This window comes from Pseudomonas sp. PvP100 (assembly GCF_017833055.1).
In the GTDB taxonomy this organism is placed as follows: domain Bacteria; phylum Pseudomonadota; class Gammaproteobacteria; order Pseudomonadales; family Pseudomonadaceae; genus Aquipseudomonas; species Aquipseudomonas syringae.
In genome coordinates this window covers 4,574,054-4,588,415 of the sequence record NZ_JAFIBO010000001.1, presented here as the reverse complement: position 1 = coordinate 4,588,415, position 14,362 = coordinate 4,574,054, and the positions used below count along the sequence as shown (strand labels likewise).

General features: G+C 61.8%; 12 protein-coding genes. 7 read left to right on the top strand and 5 right to left on the bottom strand.

Annotation, left to right across the window (positions count from 1 at the left end; all coding sequences use genetic code 11):
- Nucleotides 1-18 precede the first annotated feature (18 nt).
- From JOE39_RS19735 to JOE39_RS19725, 3 genes are all read right to left on the bottom strand, one after another.
- Nucleotides 19-576: an L-threonylcarbamoyladenylate synthase gene (locus JOE39_RS19735; RefSeq protein WP_003340101.1), complete on the bottom strand. Its 558-nt coding sequence runs from the start codon at nucleotides 574-576 to the stop codon at nucleotides 19-21.
- A gap of 38 nt (nucleotides 577-614) precedes the next feature.
- The gene (gene dprA, locus JOE39_RS19730) at nucleotides 615-1,733 is read right to left on the bottom strand and encodes a DNA-processing protein DprA (protein WP_210078406.1); all 1,119 of its coding nucleotides are present in this window, start codon (nucleotides 1,731-1,733) and stop codon (nucleotides 615-617) included.
- Nucleotides 1,734-1,856: 123 nt separating this feature from the next.
- Nucleotides 1,857-2,882 (bottom strand): LysM domain-containing protein, encoded by a 1,026-nt coding sequence (locus tag JOE39_RS19725; protein WP_003318473.1) that lies wholly within the window; start codon nucleotides 2,880-2,882, stop codon nucleotides 1,857-1,859.
- Nucleotides 2,883-3,007: 125 nt separating this feature from the next.
- Here JOE39_RS19725 and def point away from each other — a divergent pair, with 125 nt between their 5' ends.
- The 5 genes from def to JOE39_RS19700 all read left to right on the top strand — a co-directional run bounded on the left by def (nucleotide 3,008) and on the right by JOE39_RS19700 (nucleotide 9,730).
- Entirely contained in the window at nucleotides 3,008-3,514 is a 507-nt protein-coding gene (def, locus tag JOE39_RS19720; protein WP_003318474.1) for a peptide deformylase, read from the top strand.
- A 53-nt stretch (nucleotides 3,515-3,567) separates the two neighbouring features.
- Nucleotides 3,568-4,512 (top strand): methionyl-tRNA formyltransferase, encoded by a 945-nt coding sequence (gene fmt, locus JOE39_RS19715; RefSeq protein WP_032659509.1) that lies wholly within the window; start codon nucleotides 3,568-3,570, stop codon nucleotides 4,510-4,512.
- The gene (rsmB, locus tag JOE39_RS19710; protein ID WP_032659507.1) at nucleotides 4,509-5,834 is read left to right on the top strand and encodes a 16S rRNA (cytosine(967)-C(5))-methyltransferase RsmB; all 1,326 of its coding nucleotides are present in this window, start codon (nucleotides 4,509-4,511) and stop codon (nucleotides 5,832-5,834) included. The genes fmt and rsmB overlap by 4 nt, the downstream gene beginning before the upstream one ends.
- A 4-nt stretch (nucleotides 5,835-5,838) precedes the next feature.
- Nucleotides 5,839-7,212 (top strand): Trk system potassium transporter TrkA, encoded by a 1,374-nt coding sequence (gene trkA / locus JOE39_RS19705; RefSeq protein ID WP_003315933.1) that lies wholly within the window; start codon nucleotides 5,839-5,841, stop codon nucleotides 7,210-7,212.
- Between the two features lie 154 nt (nucleotides 7,213-7,366).
- Nucleotides 7,367-9,730 (top strand): FdhF/YdeP family oxidoreductase, encoded by a 2,364-nt coding sequence (locus JOE39_RS19700; RefSeq protein ID WP_210078408.1) that lies wholly within the window; start codon nucleotides 7,367-7,369, stop codon nucleotides 9,728-9,730.
- 68 nt (nucleotides 9,731-9,798) lie between these two features.
- Here JOE39_RS19700 and JOE39_RS19695 read toward each other — a convergent pair whose 3' ends face one another.
- Together JOE39_RS19695 and JOE39_RS19690 are read right to left on the bottom strand one after the other, a co-directional pair.
- Nucleotides 9,799-10,686, bottom strand: a complete 888-nt coding sequence (locus tag JOE39_RS19695; RefSeq protein ID WP_003304634.1) for a lysophospholipid acyltransferase — start codon at nucleotides 10,684-10,686, stop codon at nucleotides 9,799-9,801.
- Nucleotides 10,687-10,724: 38 nt separating this feature from the next.
- On the bottom strand, nucleotides 10,725-11,276 hold the full coding sequence (locus JOE39_RS19690) for a DNA-3-methyladenine glycosylase I (RefSeq protein ID WP_010422981.1): 552 nt from the start codon (nucleotides 11,274-11,276) through the stop codon (nucleotides 10,725-10,727).
- A gap of 80 nt (nucleotides 11,277-11,356) precedes the next feature.
- Here JOE39_RS19690 and glyQ point away from each other — a divergent pair, with 80 nt between their 5' ends.
- Both glyQ and glyS read left to right on the top strand, forming a co-directional pair.
- Complete coding sequence (gene glyQ / locus JOE39_RS19685; RefSeq protein WP_002551326.1) at nucleotides 11,357-12,304, top strand: glycine--tRNA ligase subunit alpha; 948 nt, start codon at nucleotides 11,357-11,359, stop codon at nucleotides 12,302-12,304.
- Nucleotides 12,301-14,355, top strand: a complete 2,055-nt coding sequence (gene glyS / locus JOE39_RS19680; protein ID WP_010422975.1) for a glycine--tRNA ligase subunit beta — start codon at nucleotides 12,301-12,303, stop codon at nucleotides 14,353-14,355. The genes glyQ and glyS overlap by 4 nt, the downstream gene beginning before the upstream one ends.
- Nucleotides 14,356-14,362: the final 7 nt, after the last annotated feature.

The window sequence follows — 14,362 nt, the reverse complement described above, 5'->3', positions numbered from 1 at the left end:
GCGCTGTGTGCGTCAGCGTCAGCCGGCGCGCACGATCTGCGCGGTCGCGATATCGCGTATCACGCTGGGGTTCCGACGGCCGCCCAGGCTGCCGCCGAGAACCCCGTCGATCTGCCCGCGGAAATACTGCTCGACGCGCAATCTCGAACGCGCAGCCGGGCGACCCGCCGGGTTGGCGGAGGTGGAGATCAACGGACCGACCAGTGCGCACAGTTCACGCACAGTCGGGTGATCGGTAACACGCAGCGCCACGGTTTCGTGAATACCGGTGATCCATTCGGGCAGCAGGTTCTGATGCGGTACCAGCCAGGTGTTGGGCCCAGGCCAGGTGCTGGCCATGCGGTCAAGCCACAGCTCAGGGAAGTCTTCGAACAGGAAGTCGAACTGGCGAATGTTGTCGGCAATCAGGATCAGGCCTTTTTCCACCGGCCGTGACTTGATCGCCAGCAGACGATAGACCGCTTCTTCATCCCACGGATCGCACCCCAGCCCCCAGACTGCCTCGGTCGGGTAGGCAATCACCGCACCGGCTCGAATATCCTGAGCGGCTTGTTGCACTCGCCAACTGCTGACCATTGTTTGTCTCTCCACTGAATCCTGGGGGCAGTTTAACCTCAGGGCGCTCTGGCGAACCATCGTCCTGCTTCACAGCTTATGCGTCCATCCAGTTCCAGCTCGGTCAGGCCCGCCAATACCTTGGGCAACGGCCAGCCGCATGACACCGACAGCCCCTCGCTGGTGTGCGGTGCGGCGTGCAGCAGCGCCAACAGCGGATGATCGCAAGGGCCAGGCTTCGCCGGCGTGACGGGATCGACGCTGGGCGCAACACGTTTCCAGTGCTGCAGGCCTTCAAGAATGTGCTCGACGGTCTCGACCAGTGTCGCACCGTCACGTATCAACTGATGACAGCCCCTGGCGCCAGGGTGATGAATCGAGCCGGGTATCGCATACACCTCCCGTCCATGCTCGGCGGCCAGCCGCGCGGTAATCAACGAACCGCTGGCGACACTGGCCTCGACCACCAGTATGCCAAGCGACAGGCCGCTGATGATTCGGTTACGTCGCGGGAAGTTGCTGGCCTGCGGTTCGGCGTCCAGCGGGAACTCGGAAATCACCGCGCCGCCCTGGGCCGCCATCTGCGCGGCGAGCGCGCGATGCTGCTGTGGATAAAGTTTTTCGAGCCCGGTGCCGAGCACGCCGATTGTAAGCCCCCCGACATCCAATGCGCCCTGATGCGCGGCGCCGTCGATACCCCGCGCCAAGCCACTAGTGATCACAAAACCGGCAGCCGCCAGGCTGCGCGCAAAAGCGCTGGCGGTGTCCAGCCCGGGCCGGGAGGCGCGACGACTGCCGACCATACCCAACTGCGGACGCTCAAGAATCGAAGGGTCGCCGGCGATAAAGATCAGCGGCGGTGGATCAGCGATCTGCGCCAGCAGTGCGGGGTAGCCAGGGTCGTCCCACATCAGCAAATGCTGGGCCGGACGCTCCAGCCAGGCCAGTGTGGCACTGGCACCATCACGCACTAAAGGATCACGACGCGCCTCGGCACAGGCACCAGGAATGCCCAGCGCACGCCATGCGCTGGCCGGCGCACTGAGCGCCGACGAGGCCGAACCGAAGGCTTCGATCAGTCTGGAAAAGCGTTTCGGCCCTATCTCGGGCAAGCGGTGGATGCGCAAACGCGCTTCCAGCTCTGCGGGCGAAGATGAGGTATTTTCGAACAATGGCATGAGATCGTCCCTGATCCATCGTGCATCCCGAATGATGCACAAACCTGTGGATAACTCTGTTGACAACAATTTGATAAGTGTCTGGTTCGTCACACAAATCCGTGTCAGATCTGAAACATGCGTCTACGGGTTGCGAACCTTGTCCATGATGGCCAAAGATCGGTTGGCTTGCAGGACCAAGGCGTAACTAAGCTTGTCGTAAGTACGGAAAACCATCAGCAGGCCGGCCCGTTCGTCGGGGATTTTTACCAGCTCTCCGGTGATTCGGTCGCGCACAGTCTCGCTGGTCTTGTAGATCGCCAGCACGTTGCCCTCGGTCAGGCCGTCGCGTTTGCCCTTGTCGAGCGTGACCACATCCAGCACGCTGACCTGGGTGACGCCGCGTGGCACATCCAGAATCAAACCGTCTATCGGCGCCTGCGGAGCGCTGGGCAGGAACGTCGAGCTGATGGCGCGCTCTTCGCTGCTTAACAAGCGGTCGCCCAGACGCACTTCCTGCGTGGAGCGCTGCAGAATCAGGGTCGAGACGTCACCCTCGGTGGCGACCACCTCGGCGCTGCCGACGTCATCGGCGTTGATGCCCAGCACTTCCTGGGTCTTGGGATCGATGTAGGTCTTGCCCTGACGGAAGATGCCATAGACGCTGTGCGACGGGTCAAGCGCGCCTCGTGCGTAGGCACGATCACCGTTGCCACTGAGCACGCGCTCGGCATTGCCGGCGACGATGTAGGGGGCTTTTTCGAACTGCTCGGCGTTGTCGACAATCCGATTGCTGATCAGGAATGAGTTGATCGCACCCAGCGGAATGCTCGGAATGGCCTCGACCATCGGCGTACTGCGCACACGCGGTGACAATTTGATGGTGCCACGCGATTCGCCGCGATTGAGCGTCACACGCGGCTGACCATCGACCCAGATCAGCGCGAGCGTGTCACCGGGGTAGATCAGGTCGGGGTCGTGGACTTGCGGATTGGCCCGCCAGATCTCGCGCCATTTCCACGGTTCACGCAAGAATTTTCCGGAAATGTCCCAGAGTGTGTCCCCGGCGACAACGGTGTAGCTCTGCGGATAGCCTTCCCTGAGTTGCACTTGCGCCTGCGCAAGACCGCTGGCGGTCAGCAGCAGCAGGGCGAGTAGTGATTTCCTCATGCGGTGAATCCCTTTATCATGTTGCCTCACGCGAACCCTAGAGTCCTGTCCTGGGCTGCCTGCCTTGAACTCCCGGGCCCGGCACCCAACATTGACTTTACCTTAACAGTGCAGCTCTTACGTATATGGCCATTCTAAACATCCTCGAATTTCCCGATTCGCGCCTGCGCACCATCGCCAAACCTGTGGCGATGGTAGACGAAGGCATTCGCCAGTTGGTCGACGACATGTTTGAAACCATGTACGAAGCGCCAGGTATCGGCCTGGCCGCGACTCAGGTCAACGTCCACAAGCGCGTAGTCGTCATGGACCTGAGCGAAGACCGCAGCGAACCGATGGTCCTCATCAATCCTGAAATCGAAAAACTGACCGATGAAATGGATCAGTATCAGGAAGGCTGCCTGTCGGTTCCCGGTTTCTACGAGAACGTCGACCGCCCGCAAAAGGTCCGCGTCAAGGCACTGGACCGTGACGGCAAGCCTTACGAACTGGTCGCCGAGGGCCTGCTCGCCATCTGTATCCAGCATGAATGCGATCACCTGAACGGCAAGCTGTTCGTCGATTACCTTTCCAACCTCAAGCGTGACCGGATCAAGAAGAAGCTCGAAAAGCAGCACAAGCTCAACGCCTGATCCGTCGTTACCCCAAAAGGCCTGAACAGGCCTTTTTTTATAATGAGAACTCCATGACTGAGCCACTGCGCATCGTCTTCGCCGGCACCCCGGAATTCGCCGCCGAACACCTCAAGGCCCTGCTCGACAGCCCTCACCAGATCGTCGCCGTGTACACCCAGCCCGATCGCCCGGCCGGTCGTGGACAAAAGCTGATGCCCAGCACGGTCAAGCAACTGGCGCTGCAACACGACGTACCGGTCATGCAGCCGCCCACACTGCGCGATCCTGCTGCGCAGGCTGAACTGGCAGCGCTGCAACCGGATTTGATGGTGGTCGTCGCCTACGGCCTGATCCTGCCGCAAGTGGTGCTGGATATTCCGCGCCTGGGTTGCATCAACAGCCATGCGTCGCTGCTGCCGCGCTGGCGCGGTGCGGCGCCGATTCAGCGTGCGGTGCAGGCCGGTGATGCAGAGAGCGGCGTGACCGTGATGCGCATGGAAGCGGGCCTGGACACCGGGCCGATGCTGCTCAAGGCCGTCACCCCGATTACCGCGCAGGACACGGGCGGCACGCTGCATGATCGCCTGGCCGAACTCGGTCCGCCTGCTGTGTTGCAGGCCATTGCCGGTCTGACGGACGGTTCGCTGGTCGGCGAGGTTCAGGATGACAGCCTGGCCAACTACGCCCACAAACTGAACAAGGACGAAGCGCGTCTGGACTGGACACGTCCGGCTGATGAGCTCGAGCGTCTGGTCCGCGCCTTCAACCCCTGGCCGATCTGCCACAGCACGCTGAACGAAGAAACCCTGAAAGTCCTGGCCGCCGATCTGGCCGAAGGGCAGGGCGCGCCGGGGACGATTCTCGGCGCCAGCAAGGATGGACTTATCGTCGCCTGCGGGCAGAACGCGCTGCGCCTGACCCGACTGCAATTGCCGGGCGGCAAGCCGCTGAACTTCACGGATCTGTTCAACAGCCGCCGCGAGAAATTTGCCATCGGCACGGTGCTGAGCCAATGAACCCGCGTCTGGCCGCCGCCAAGGCACTGGCTGCCGTGCTCAGCGGCAAGGCCTCGCTGAACAGCTCGCTGCCCACTCAACTGGACAAGGTCGAGGTACGTGATCGTGGCCTGACTCAGGACCTCGCATTCGGCACCGCGCGCTGGCAGCCGCGCCTGTCGGCACTGGCGGCCAAGCTGCTGCAAAAGCCCTTCAAAGCCGCCGACGCCGACGTTGAAGCCTTGTTGCTGGTCGGCCTTTATCAGCTGTTCTACAGCCGCATTCCGGCCCACGCCGCCATCGGCGAAACCGTGGGTTGCGCCGACAAGTTGAAAAAGCCCTGGGCCAAAGGCTTGCTTAACGCCGTGCTGCGCAATGCGCAACGTGATGGCGAGGCGCTGCTGATCGAACTGGAACACGACCCGGTGGTGCGTACGGCCCACCCGCGCTGGCTGCAGAAAGCCCTGAAAGCCGCTTGGCCGGAACAGTGGGAAGCCATCTGCGCGGCCAACAATGCGCACCCGCCGATGATCTTGCGCGTCAACCGACGCCACAACCGTCGCGATCAATACCTCGAACTGCTCAACACTACCGGCCTGCAAGCCAGCGCGTGCACGTTCAGTCAAGACGGCATCGTCCTCGCCGAGCCGTGCGATGTGCGCTCGCTGCCCGGTTTTGCCGAAGGCTGGATCAGCGTGCAGGACGAAGCAGCGCAACTGGCCGCAGACCTGCTGGAGCTCGCCCCCGGGCAACGAGTACTCGATGCCTGCTGCGCACCGGGCGGCAAGACCTGCCATTTGCTGGAAGTGCAGCCGCAACTGAGCGGCGTGGTGGCGGTGGATCTGGAAGCCAAGCGTCTGGTGCGCGTGCGTGAAAACCTCGATCGCCTGGGTCTGGATGCCGAGCTGATTGCAGCCGATGCGCGCGAGGCAGCGCAGTGGTGGGACGGCAAACCGTTCCAGCGCATCCTGCTCGACGCACCGTGCTCGGCGACCGGCGTGATTCGTCGGCACCCAGACATCAAACTGACTCGCCAGGCAGACGACATCGCCGCGCTGGCGACGTTGCAGGGCGAGCTGCTCGACGCGTTGTGGCCTACGCTGCAGGTAGGCGGCATGCTGGTGTACGCGACCTGCTCGACACTGCCGACCGAAAACACCGACGTCATCGAGGCGTTTCTGGCGCGCACCTCCGGGGCCAGAGAGCTGGACATCGCCGGGCAGGCCGGACAGCCGCCCGCGGGTATCAAGCAAGCCCATGGTCGCCAGCTGCTGGCCCAGCAAGGCGGCCACGACGGTTTCTACTACGCCAAACTGATCAAGATCGCGGCGGCGCGGGAGTAAGCGCGTGAAAATCATCATTCTGGGTGCAGGTCAGGTAGGCGGTACGCTGGCCGAGCATCTGGCGGGCGAAGCCAACGACATCACCGTGGTCGACACTGACGGCGACCGGTTGCGCGATCTGGGCGACCGCCTGGACATCCGCACCGTGCAGGGCAAGGGCTCCTACCCGGCGGTATTGCGTCAGGCCGGCGCAGACGACGCCGACATGCTGGTCGCGGTGACCAGCAGCGACGAAGCCAACATGATCGCCTGTCAGGTGGCCCACACGCTGTTCCACACGCCGACCAAGATCGCACGCATCCGTGAGGCGGCGTACCTGACACGCGCAGGCCTGTTCGATAAAAACGCGATCCCGGTCGACGTGCTGATCAGTCCGGAGCAGGTCGTCACCAACTACATCAAGCGTCTGATCGAATACCCCGGTGCGCTGCAAGTGATCGACTTCGCCGAAGGCAAAGCGCAGCTGGTCGCGCTCAAAGCCTACTACGGCGGCGCGTTGGTCGGACAGCCGCTGCGCCAGCTACGGGCGCACATGCCGAATGTCGACACACGCATCGCGGCAATCTATCGCCGCGATCGGGCGATACTGCCGCATGGCGACACGGTCATCGAGGCCGACGACGAGGTGTTCTTCATCGCCGCCAAGGCTGACATTCGCGCCGTGATGGGCGAGCTGCGGCGCCTGGACGAGAACTACAAACGTATTGTCATCGCCGGTGGCGGCAACATCGGCGAGCGTCTGGCTGAAGCCATCGAAAGCCGCTATCAGGTGAAGATCATCGAAGTGAGCCCGGCGCGCTGCCGCTATCTGTCGGAGCACCTGGACAGTACAGTGGTTCTGCAGGGCAGCTCATCGGACCGCGATCTTCTGCTGGAAGAAAACATCAGCAACACAGACCTGTTCCTGGCGCTGACCAACGACGATGAAGCCAACATCATGTCGTCGCTGCTGGCCAAGCGTCTGGGCGCACGCAAGGTAATGACGCTGATCAATAACCCGGCTTACGTCGACCTGGTGCAAGGCGGCGAAATCGACGTTGCGGTCAGCCCGCAACTGGCAACCATCGGCACGCTGCTGGCCCACGTGCGCCGCGGTGATATCGTCAGCGTGCATTCGCTGCGACGCGGTGCAGCCGAAGCCATCGAGATCGTCGCTCACGGCGACTCGAAATGCAGCAAGGTCGTCGGCCGCGCCATCAAAGACATCAACCTGCCGACCGGTACGGCAATCGGTGCAGTCATCCGCGACGAACAGGTGCTTATCGCTCATGACATCACCGTGATCGAATCCGGTGACCATGTGATCATGTTCCTTGTGGACAAGAAGTGCATCCGCGAGGTCGAGCGGCTGTTTCAGGTCGGCCTGAGCTTTTTCTGAACCGCTCCTGAACAGGGTATGACCCTGACTGAACCTCTTGCCGACGCGCCCTGTCGGCAACGCTCGTCGACTCGGGCGAATTCTCTCTGAGCCCGTGTATCTCAGACACACGAGCATCATGCCTTCACGGGCTTTATGAGAGAGAACACACCCCATGTCCGAATCGGAAAATTCCCAGGCCCCGCTTCAGGGATCACAGACCGACGGCACACCGGCGGGTGGCTGGCCCGCGCTCAGTGCGGTCAACAAGCACCTGCTGCACCAGCATGTGCTGATCAAGGGCAACCGCACGCTGATGTCCATGAACAAGCCTGGCGGCTTCGACTGCCCCAGTTGCTCCTGGCCGGACCCAAAGAAGCCGCATACCTTTGAATACTGCGAGAACGGTGCCAAGGCACTGGCCTGGGAATCGACCAAGAAACGTGTGACGCCCGAGTTCTTCGCCCGGCACACGGTCAGCGAACTGGCGACCTGGAGCGATCATGACCTGGAAGCAGAAGGCCGTATTACCGAGCCGATGCGCTACGACGCCGCCACTGACAAATACCTGCCGGTCACCTGGGACGAGGCATTCGCCGAGATCGGCGAAGAGCTACGCGGCCTGAGCGACCCGTGGAAGCTGGAGCTGTACACCTCCGGGCGCACGTCGAACGAAGCCGCCTTTCTGTATCAGTTGTTCGGTCGCCTGTACGGCATGGCCAACTTCCCCGACTGCTCGAACATGTGCCATGAGACCACTACAGCGGCGCTGCCCGAGTCGATCGGGGTCGGCAAAGGCACCACGACGCTGGAAGATTTCGAGAACGCCGACGCGATTTTCATCATCGGCCAGAACCCCGGGACCAACAGCCCGCGCATGATGTCCGAGCTGCACGCCGCCGCGCGCCGGGGCGCGAGCATCATCTCCTTCAACCCGCTGCGGGAAAGGGCGCTGGTACGTTTTGCGGCGCCGCAGGACCCGCGCGACATGCTCAGTCTGCATGGGGTGGAAATCAGCTCGCAGTACCATCAGGTCAGGATCGGCGGCGACATGATCGCCCTGCAAGGCGTTTGCAAGGCCGTGATCGAAGCCGATGACGTGGCGCAGCGTGAAAACCTGCCGCGTGTCCTCGATGTGGCGTTCATTGAAGAACATACCCATGGCTTTGAGCAGTACGCCGATTATTGCCGACAGTTGCCCTGGGACATCATCGAGCGCCATTCGGGTCTGACGCGTCAGGCCATCGAAGAGGTGGCGACGGTCTATAAGCGCTCGAAGGGGGTCATCTGCTGCTGGGGGATGGGCGTCACTCAGCACAAGCGTGGCGGTGATGCCATGCAGCAGATCATCAACCTGCTGCTGTTGCGCGGCAACATCGGCAAGCTCGGTGCGGGCGCTTGCCCGGTACGTGGACACTCCAACGTACAGGGCGACAGAACGATGGGCATCTATGAAAAGGCCGGCGAACCGTTTCTGGCCAGCATGAGCAAGGTGTTCGGTTTCGAAGCATCCAGAAAAAAAGGCCATGCCGTGGCCGAGACCTGCGAAGCCCTGTTGCGTGGCGAGGTGGAAGCGCTCATTTCCATGGGCGGCAATTTCTTCCGCGCCATTCCGGACACCGATGTGATCTGCCCGACCGTCAGCCGCCTGAAAATGACGGTGCTGGTCAACACCAAGCTCAACCGCAGTGCGACGGTACATGGACAGAAGGCCTTTCTGCTGCCATGCGTAGCGCGTTCGGAACGCGACCTGCAGAACGGCGTGGCGCAAACCATTACGGTGGAGGACTCGATGTCGATGGTGCACGGTTCGACCGGCATGCTGGAGCCTGCGTCGAAACATCTGATTTCCGAAATAGCCATCATTGCCGGCATCGCCAAAGCGACGCTTGCGCCCAATCCCAAGGTGGACTGGGACAGCTATATGGGCGACTACGCCAGGATTCGCGACAAGATCGAAGAAGTGCTGCCCGAACAGTTCCATGACTTCAATCAGCGCATCCTCGAACCTGGAGGGTTCCGTCTGCCCAATGCTGCCAGTGAGCGCAAGTGGGACACCGAGTCGGGCAAGGCCAACTTCCTCTTTCCCGAAGGCATTTACGACGAAGACGACACGCCGCCGGGCGCCGAGCATTTGCAGTTGATGACGATCCGCAGCCATGACCAGTTCAACACCACGGTGTATTCCAACGATGACCGTTATCGGGACATCTTTGGCGATCGCATGGTGGTGATGCTCAACCCGCAGGACATCGAACGCCTGGGGCTGAAGGCCGGGGACTACATCGAGTTTCAGACGGCGCTCGACCCGACCACGGCGCGGCGTGCAGCGGGTTTCAAAGTCATTCCCTACGACGTGCCGCAGGGTTGCTGCGCCGCGTACTACCCGGAAACCAACGGCCTGCTGCCACTGGCCAACCGGGATAAACACGGCAACACCCCTGCAGCCAAATCCATCCCGGTGAACCTGGTGCGGATGACCCCGGAAGGGACTCAGGTGGCGCTGGGACGACGCGGGTTGATTGCGGCGGCCAGTTGAGGGAAACACTATCGTGCCCATGCTGGAGCGTGGGCACGCCGTTCCGGACGCTCCGCATCCGTTCTTTCCTAGTACCAGCGCGCCTCGCCTGGCGGGCGTTTCTTGAAGCGCTTCATGGTCCACATGTACTGGCTCGGGTACGCCCGCACGTATTTCTCGACCACTTTGCTCATCGCCGCTGCCGAGGTTTCGGTGTCGGTGCTGTACATGGCTTCGGGAGCCGCTTCGAGTACCACTTTGTAACCCGATCCGTCCGGCAGGCGCATGGCGTGCAGGAATACGCCGACTGCCTTGCCACCGGCCAGCATGTTCGGCACGAACTTGCTGGTCAGCGCCTGGGTACCGCAGAAGGGCACGAAGATGCCGGCTGATTCGGCCGGCTCCGGATCGGCCGGAATGCCCACCGAGCCGCCTTTGCGCACTTCCTTGATGACACTGAGAATGCCTTCCTTGGTCGACGCCGCCACCCGGTTGCCCAACTGCACACGCTGCTTGCGCAACAGATCGTCCACGGCTTTCAGCTTGGGTGGACGATAGAAAATGATCGGTTTGCACTGGCTGCAATAGAAGTGATTGAGCACTTCCCAGTTGCCCAGGTGACTGGTGATGCCGACCACGCCCTTGCCGGAGGCCAGCGCGTCCTTGAGCACATCGAGCCCTTCGACTTCACGCACCAGGTCGATCGATTTCTGTGCCGGCCAGATCCACGCACAGGCGCTTTCGGTCAAGGTCTTGCCGATGTCCATGAGACTGCGGCCGACGAGCTTTTCCAGCTCTGGCTCGCTCAACTCGGGGAAGCACTTGGACAGATTGATCCGCGCCACTTCCCGCGAACGGTTGGGCAGCTTCCACATCAGCCAGCCAATCGCGGTGCCTGTCCACTGCACAGCGCGCCATGGCAACAGCGCAAACAATCGCAACGCCCCGACCATTACGGCGCCTTTGAACTTATCCACAGATGACTCCCAGATTCTCGAGGCGGGTAGTGTAACCGTCAGCGGCTCAGGATCGCATACCGATCGCAATCGACGGTGTGGTCCATGACCATGCCGCTGGCCTGCATGTAGGCGTAACAGATGGTCGGGCCGACAAAGGTGAAACCGGCCTTTCTCAGTGCCTTGCTCATCGCTTCGGCCTCGGCGGTAATCGCCGGGACTTCGCTGCGATCCTTGAAGTGATTGATCTTCGGGGTACCGCCAACAAACGACCAGAGCAGAGCGACCGGATCTTCCAGCGCCAGCCAGGCCCGCGCATTGGTGCGCACGGCCTTGAGTTTGAGGCGGTTGCGGATGATGCTCGGATCGAGCATCAGCGCCTCTATTTCGGCATCGCTCAGCTGCGCCAGGCGCTCAACGTCAAAACCGTGCAGCACTTCGCGATAACGCGCCCGCCGCTTGAGAATCGTGATCCACGACAGCCCGGCCTGGAACCCTTCGAGCAAAAGCAACTCGAAGAGCTTCTGCGCATCGCGCAGCGGCACTCCCCACTCCTGATCGTGATATGCGATGTACAGGGGGTCTTCGTTGCACCAAAAGCAGCGTGTCATAGGGCTCCCAACGAGTGGACGTGCGGCCGAATCGGGTATACTCCCGCTCTTTGAATCGCAGCCCAGCACAGGTGAAATTTGTGAGCCAGCCTACGCCAGCCGTGCGTACCTTCCAAGACTTGATCCTCGCCCTCCAGCAATACTGGGCAGAACAAGGTTGCGTGGTACTTCAGCCCTACGATATGGAAGTAGGCGCCGGCACGTTCCACACTGCCACGTTTCTGCGCGCCGTAGGCCCGGAAACCTGGAACGCCGCTTACGTACAGCCAAGCCGTCGCCCGACTGACGGCCGCTACGGCGAAAACCCGAACCGCCTGCAGCACTATTACCAGTTTCAGGTGATTCTCAAGCCGAATCCGGACAACTTCCAGGAACTGTACCTGGGCTCGCTCAAGCACATCGGCCTCGATCCGCTGGTGCACGACGTGCGCTTCGTCGAAGACAACTGGGAATCGCCGACGCTGGGCGCCTGGGGTCTGGGCTGGGAGATCTGGCTCAACGGCATGGAAGTCTCGCAGTTCACCTACTTCCAGCAGGTCGGTGGTCTGGAGTGCTACCCGGTCACCGGCGAAATCACCTACGGCCTCGAGCGTCTGGCGATGTACCAGCAGGGCGTGGACTCGGTCTACGATCTGGTCTGGGCTGACGGCCCGTTCGGCAAAGTGACCTACGGCGACGTGTTCCACCAGAACGAGGTGGAGCAGTCGACCTACAACTTTGAACACGCCAACGTCGACAAGCTGTTCGAGCTGTTCGACTTCTACGAAAGCGAAGCCGCACGCCTGATTGAGCTGGAGCTGCCATTGCCCGGCTACGAAATGGTCCTCAAGGCCTCGCACACCTTCAACCTGCTGGATGCCCGTCGCGCGATTTCCGTGACGGCACGTCAGCAATACATCCTGCGCGTACGCACGCTGGCCCGCTCAGTGGCTCAGGCCTACCTGCAGGCCCGGGCCCGTCTCGGCTTCCCGATGGCGCCGCCCGATCTACGCGATGAAGTGTTGGCCAAGCTGGAGGCAGCGCAATGAGTGCTCAAGATTTTCTGGTCGAACTGGGCACCGAAGAACTGCCACCCAAGACCCTCGTCTCACTGGCCGATGCATTTCTCGCCGGCATTGAAAAAGGCCTCGCTGGCGCAGGTCTGACCTACAGCGCCAAACAGGTCTACGCCGCACCGCGTCGTCTGGCCGTACTGATTACCGCACTGGCCACGCAACAACCGGATCGCAGCGTCAACCTCGACGGCCCGCCGCGTCAGGCAGCGTTCGATGCCGACGGTAATCCGACTCAGGCCGCCCTGGGCTTCGCCAAGAAGTGCGGCGTCGACCTGAGTGAAATCGATCAGAGCGGCCCGAAACTGCGTTACAGCCAGACCATCCTCGGCAAGCCGACGACGTCCCTGTTGCCGACCATCGTCGAAGACTCGCTGAACGACCTGCCGATCGCCAAGCGCATGCGCTGGGGGGCTCGCAAGGAAGAGTTCGTGCGGCCGACCCAGTGGCTGGTGATGCTGTTCGGTGATCAGGTAGTCGATTGCACGATCCTCGCCCAGAGCGCGGGTCGTCATTCGCGCGGTCATCGCTTTCATCATCCGCAAGACGTGCGCATTTCTTCGCCTGCCGGTTACCTCAGTGACCTGCGCGCCGCTCATGTACTGGCCGACTTCAACGAACGTCGCCAGATCATCAGTAAACGCGTCGACGAACTGGCCGCCCAGCAGGAAGGTACCGCCATCGTGCCGCCAAGCCTGCTGGACGAAGTCGCCGGTCTGGTCGAGTGGCCGGTTCCGCTGGTGTGCTCGTTCGAAGAGCGCTTCCTGGAAGTCCCTCAGGAAGCCTTGATTACCACCATGCAGGACAACCAGAAGTATTTCTGCCTGCTGGACGGCACCGGCAAACTGCTGCCGCGCTTCATCACCGTGGCCAACATCGAGAGCAAGGACCCGGCACAGATCATCGCCGGTAACGAGAAGGTGGTTCGTCCACGCCTGACCGACGCCGAGTTCTTCTTCAAGCAGGACAAGAAGCAGAAGCTGGAAACCTTCAACGATCGCCTGAAGAACGTCGTGTTCCAGGCGCAATTGGGCAGTGTGTTCGACAAGGCCGAACGCGTGTCGAAACTGGCCGCCTACATCGCCCCCCGCATTGGCGGCGACGCCCAGCGTGCAGCGCGGGCCGGTCTGCTGTCCAAGTGCGATCTGTCGAGCGAGATGGTCGGCGAGTTTCCGGAAATGCAGGGCATTGCCGGTTACTACTACGCCAAGGCCGACGGCGAACCTGAAGACGTCGCACTGGCGCTCAACGAGCAGTACATGCCACGTGGCGCGGGTGCCGAACTGCCGACCACGCTGACTGGCGCTGCGGTAGCCATTGCCGACAAGCTCGACACACTGGTCGGCATCTTCGGGATCGGCATGCTGCCTACCGGCAGCAAAGACCCTTATGCACTGCGTCGCGCTGCGCTGGGCATCCTGCGTATCCTGATCGAGAAGAAGCTCGACCTGAACCTGATCGAAACGGTGAAATTCGCCGTTACGCAGTTCGGCGCGAAGATCAAGCCAGCCGGTCTGGCGGAACAGGTCCTCGAGTTCATCTTCGATCGTCTGCGCGCGCGTTACGAAGACGAAGGCGTCGACGTGGCGGTGTACCTCTCGGTACGCGCCCTGCAACCCGCTTCGGCGCTGGATTTCGATCAGCGCGTCCAGGCGGTCCAGGCCTTCCGCAAACTGCCACAGGCCGCTGCACTGGCCGCAGTGAACAAGCGTGTATCGAATCTCTTGAGCAAGGCCGAGGGCAGCATTGCCCAGACCGTCGAGCCCAAGTATTTCGACAACGCCAACGAGTTCTCGCTGTACTCGGCCATCCAACAGGCCGATCACGCGACCCAGCCGATGGCTGCCGAGCGTCAGTACAGCGAATCGCTGGCGCGTCTGGCGATGTTGCGTGAGCCGGTCGATGCATTCTTCGAAGCCGTCATGGTCAACGCGGAAGACGCCAACGTGCGTGCCAACCGTTATGCCCTGTTGTCGCGTTTGCGCGGTCTGTTCCTCGGCGTCGCCGACATCTCGCTGCTGGGCTGACAAGGAG

Coding starts and splice junctions, on each gene's coding strand:
- JOE39_RS19735 (WP_003340101.1), bottom strand. CDS start 576: ATGGTCAGCAGTTGGCGAGTGCAACAAGCCGCTCAGGATATTCGAGCC.
- dprA (WP_210078406.1), bottom strand. CDS start 1,733: ATGCCATTGTTCGAAAATACCTCATCTTCGCCCGCAGAGCTGGAAGCG.
- JOE39_RS19725 (WP_003318473.1), bottom strand. CDS start 2,882: ATGAGGAAATCACTACTCGCCCTGCTGCTGCTGACCGCCAGCGGTCTT.
- def (WP_003318474.1), top strand. CDS start 3,008: ATGGCCATTCTAAACATCCTCGAATTTCCCGATTCGCGCCTGCGCACC.
- fmt (WP_032659509.1), top strand. CDS start 3,568: ATGACTGAGCCACTGCGCATCGTCTTCGCCGGCACCCCGGAATTCGCC.
- rsmB (WP_032659507.1), top strand. CDS start 4,509: ATGAACCCGCGTCTGGCCGCCGCCAAGGCACTGGCTGCCGTGCTCAGC.
- JOE39_RS19700 (WP_210078408.1), top strand. CDS start 7,367: ATGTCCGAATCGGAAAATTCCCAGGCCCCGCTTCAGGGATCACAGACC.
- JOE39_RS19690 (WP_010422981.1), bottom strand. CDS start 11,276: ATGACACGCTGCTTTTGGTGCAACGAAGACCCCCTGTACATCGCATAT.
- glyS (WP_010422975.1), top strand. CDS start 12,301: ATGAGTGCTCAAGATTTTCTGGTCGAACTGGGCACCGAAGAACTGCCA.